Source organism: Dethiosulfatibacter sp. (assembly GCF_983023055.1).
Genome location: NZ_CEZJXU010000059.1, coordinates 1,820 through 6,182, shown reverse-complemented (window position 1 = coordinate 6,182; position 4,363 = coordinate 1,820). Strand labels below are relative to the sequence as shown.

The window sequence follows — 4,363 nt, the reverse complement described above, 5'->3', positions numbered from 1 at the left end:
CTCTGCATATGTAGTTGACTTAAACAAGGAAGATTATTATTTATATACAAACTACAATGATGATGAAAAATATCAGGAATTTATAGACAGGGCTTATAATAGGTCACTTCTTGACAGTGATATTGAAGTAACACTAGATGATGAGATAATGACACTTGTAACCTGCAGTTTCTGGTATAAAAACTCTAGAGTTATACTTCATGCTGTTAAGCAATAAATATCCAATGATATTGAATTATACAGACAATTGAAAATTAGAATAAAATAAAAACTGGAGCGAAATTCGTTCCAGTTTTATATTGCAATTAATTATATGATTTTTATTCATTAACGACTATAGATTCAAATGGATTGATATTATCCTTTGGATAAATGGCAAAACCTGCAGAATATGAGCCTATGTCTGTAATGTTTTCATTGAAGGTGCTGATATAGATGCTGTCAATTCCGTTTATGCTTGTAAACGAATAAATCATTGATTCAAGCATCATGTTTAGCTTGTCTTCTGAATAGTTGTCAAAACTCACATCACTGTTGAATAGAATGTTTACAGTTGAACCGCTTATTTCATATGAGAAGTTGATGTTATTAGTCATGGAAGGTAATCCTGACATGTTGCCGTTTTTCATGTTTTCAACCATAAGATCGATTTTTTCTCTTGAACCAAGTCCTTGGCTGTTCAGCAGGTTGAAATCCGCAAGGAGATACCTTTCTCCAGCTATGACAGGAAGATAAACCTTGTCTGTATTGTAATATGGAATTGAACTTGCTATTTGGTGGCTACCGAAATACTCATCCACTACATAATTGTCCACGGTGAATCTTACTCTTTCAACATAGCTAATACCTGTATAGGATTTTAAAAAAGCCCAGTAAGCATTGTCGGATGTATTGTTGTTGTTATAGATTGGGTCGCTTCCATTTACATCTACATATATGATTCCATCCTGGAAGACCATGTAATTTACAGAACCTGTAGGATTCTTAAGTGAATAAGGTGAATAATCCTTGGCATAGGCAGATTCAATCAGTCTGTATTCATAAATGTCAGTGGCATCAGCTATGAACTCCGATATTGGAAGTAGAATGTCATCATCATTAGCAAGGTAAACTGTTACACCTCTTGTTCCTTCAAGCGGAGTATCGACTGCGGCCAGGTATTTTCTGTCTTGTGTATATGTTACATTTACTTCCAGGCTTTCATTTTTCAGTTCATAGATTTTTGGTGTAATGACAAGCTTATACTTGCCGTCTGGCAGGGAATAATCCCTTTGGTTGATGCTTATAGTTGAAATAACTGGATTGTCCTTGTCCAGCTGATACTTGTTGTTGCTGAAATGAATGGACGAAACCATCTTTGCATTGATACCAGATTCAACAAGGCCTGCATCGTTGAGGACATCAATGTTAAAAAGCGTGTCATCGGACATGGACAATTCCATGGATCCACTGTAGAATATTTCAAGTATAAGAGTGTCGGGGTCCGTGAAGGCATAACCCGAGTTCGACTTGAAGTTGACAATACTTGAATCATTTGGAGTATAATCTCCATTGTCGGATATATTGATTGTTGAGCTGTAGTCGATAGGTGACAAAAACAGCGGCATTGTAGATGTACAAAAAACTATCATTAAAAGTAAAAATATATTAGTTAAAGGTTTCATTAGAATTTCCCTCTCTGTTTGACTATCTTTTATTATATAATAGGAAAATAAAAAAATAAACTTATTTATCATTTATTGATGATATAATATAATAATTATTTGAAAAATTAAAAATTCGGAGATTAAAATGCAAGAAAAACTGGAAATTAGAATAAATGATGTAGTGGAAGTTGAAATAGTGGATATAAATCACAGGGGTCAAGGCGTGGCTAGGATTGATGGCTATGTTGTATTTGTTGATGACTTGATAATGGGTGATGAAGCAAAGATAAGAATAATTGAAAAAAAGAAGAAATATGGTGTTGGAAAACTTGTAGAACTTTTAAAAAAATCTGAATATAGAACCGAGCCTGAATGTAAATATTTCTGGGAATGCGGTGGATGTCAGATTATGCATATGGATTATAAGAAACAGCTTGAGTACAAGAAAAGCAGGGTGGAGTCTGAAATCAGAAAAGCTATCGGTGTTAATGACATAAAAATAAATGATACCTTGGGAATGGAAAACCCATTCAGATACAGAAACAAGGGAGCCTTTCCTGTAGCAAGGGACAAGGGAGACATTGCAATCGGTGCATACAAGATGGGAACCCATGATATAGTAGATCTTGACAAATGTTTAATTCAACATGATGCGGCAGACAGGATTGTCAATGCTTTCAGAAACTTGATGGATTTATTAAGTCTTGAACCCTATGATGAAAGAACACACAAGGGTCTCATAAAGCATCTAATGATAAGAAGCAATAAGAAAAACGAAATAATGTTAATAATAGTGACTTCAAAGAACAAGCTTCCTAACAAAAGTGAAATAATCGGAAAGCTTTTGGAAGAAGTTCCCGAAATAAAGTCCATTGTGCTTAATGTAAATGAAAGACAGCCTAATGTCATACTTGGAAATAAAAACAAGGTGATATATGGAAAGCCTGTTTTGAAAGACTGGATATATGATCTTGAATTTTCCATATCACCACATTCTTTCTTCCAGGTTAATCCTTTCCAGACAGATGTGCTGTACAGCAAGGCTTTGGAATATGCGGAACTTGATGAAAATAAAGTGGTTTACGACATTTATTGTGGAATTGGAACCATATCTCTTGCCGCTGCAAAAAAATCCAAGCATGTATATGGCATAGAGATAGTAAAGGCGGCTATAGACGATGCCAAGAAGAATGCTGTGGAGAATAAAATTGACAATGTGGATTTCTATTGTGGAAAAGCAGAAGATGTATTTCCAAAGCTTCACAACCAGGGAATAGATGCAGACATAGTAATAGTTGACCCTCCTAGAAAAGGATGCGAAAAGTCAGTTATTGAAACAATAATCAAAATGAAGCCTGAAAAAGTGGTCTATGTATCTTGTAATCCAGCTACATTAGCTAGAGATTTAAAGCTTTTAGGAGACGGAGGCTATGAAATAGTTGAAGCTCAGCCTGTTGACATGTTTCCTCATGGTACACATGTGGAGTGTGTTGTGAAGCTAGTGAGTAAAATCAAGGGCTAGAAGGATTTGGGATGTTGGAAATCCCTGAACTTCCTACATTCTTCCTACGCAATTTTGCTCGCGTAGGAAGTTTTTATTTCCTTTTCAGGACCTTTTCAAAGATGTCTACTGAGTCAGTGGACATCTTTTTTGTTGCGTGTGCATAAGTGTCCATAGTGGTGGACAACTTCGAATGTCCTAGACGAGTCTGTACATCTTTCAGGTTGGCTCCATGTTCTATAAGCATGGTTGCATGCGTATGCCTCAGTGCATGAAAGTTGAATTGGATCCCCAGCTCGTAATTGATTACCCTGCTGCAATACTTGATTGATTCAGGAGTGACCAGTTTGCCGTTCTCCATAGTACATACGAAATTCAAAGGTTCGTCGATAGATTTCACAGTGGTTTTATCCAGACCGTAGAATCTTGATGTTTTTTTGTTTAAGTAATAGTCAGTATAGAACTGGCCGTATTTTAGTTTGTTTTCTTTCTGATAAGTCTTGTGCTTCTTCAGTATAGCAGCCAGACTGTCTCCTATAGGTATCTCTCTTGTGGATCCTTTTGTCTTTGTGGTTCCAAAATACCATTGCTTATCTCTTTTTACAGTGATTCTGTTAACTGTGATGATTTTCTTTTCCAGATCAACTCTATCCCATGTTAGTCCACAAACTTCTCCGGCTCTTGCTCCGGTGTGGTATGCAATTTGAAGTGGGATGAAGAATGAGGATCCCTGGTTGAATCTTGTGATTATTCTGGTATATTCATCTGAAGACAGAACTTTTCTATCAGTATCATGCTTATTATGTTCGATTTTAGGCATTTTTACGTATGCCATAGGGTTTTGCTTTATGAACTTATACGGATGCACTGCTGCTTTAATTGAGCCGCTCAGAACGGTCATTATGTTGATAATATAATTTTTGCTGAATCCACTTAGATGTTTCCCGTTGATGAACTCTTGAAGAACTGAAGGTGTTAGTGCTTTCAACTTGTACATGCCTAAAGCTGGCTTTATGTGTTTTTCAATTATGTTGGTATATGCCTGGATGGTGTTATATTTGCAGTTGATTTTAACATACTCTCTCATCCAGTAATCCATGTAGTCAGATACGGACACCTCACTTATATCAAAATGAAGTCCAGCATTTTCATATTCAGTTATAGCATCCCTGAGTGCCTTTTCAGCTTCTTTCTTAGTCCTACCACCGGCTCTTTC

At 36.2% G+C, this 4,363-nt stretch carries 4 protein-coding genes; 2 read left to right on the top strand and 2 right to left on the bottom strand.

Annotated features, from left to right (window positions below):
- Window positions 1–217, top strand: a 217-nt coding sequence (locus AC3AX0_RS03615) for a sortase family protein (RefSeq protein ID WP_487548940.1), incomplete at its 5' end; no start/stop codon positions are given.
- A 103-nt stretch (window positions 218–320) separates the two neighbouring features.
- Here the strand turns inward: AC3AX0_RS03615 and AC3AX0_RS03610 are convergent.
- Window positions 321–1,664: a hypothetical protein gene (locus tag AC3AX0_RS03610; protein WP_487548939.1), complete on the bottom strand. Its 1,344-nt coding sequence runs from the start codon at window positions 1,662–1,664 to the stop codon at window positions 321–323.
- Between the two features lie 127 nt (window positions 1,665–1,791).
- Between AC3AX0_RS03610 and rlmD the strand changes: the two genes are divergently transcribed.
- Window positions 1,792–3,168, top strand: coding sequence for a 23S rRNA (uracil(1939)-C(5))-methyltransferase RlmD (gene rlmD, locus AC3AX0_RS03605; RefSeq protein ID WP_487548938.1), 1,377 nt, complete (start codon window positions 1,792–1,794; stop codon window positions 3,166–3,168).
- A gap of 73 nt (window positions 3,169–3,241) precedes the next feature.
- On the opposite strand, the gene AC3AX0_RS03600 is transcribed toward rlmD, so the two are convergent.
- Window positions 3,242–4,363 (bottom strand): tyrosine-type recombinase/integrase (locus AC3AX0_RS03600; protein WP_487548937.1); only part of this gene is annotated, 1,122 nt, incomplete at its 5' end.

Excerpts from the sequence above, each read along its gene's own strand:
- AC3AX0_RS03610 (WP_487548939.1), bottom strand. The coding sequence starts at position 1,664 with ATGAAACCTTTAACTAATATATTTTTACTTTTAATGATAGTTTTTTGT.
- rlmD (WP_487548938.1), top strand. The coding sequence starts at position 1,792 with ATGCAAGAAAAACTGGAAATTAGAATAAATGATGTAGTGGAAGTTGAA.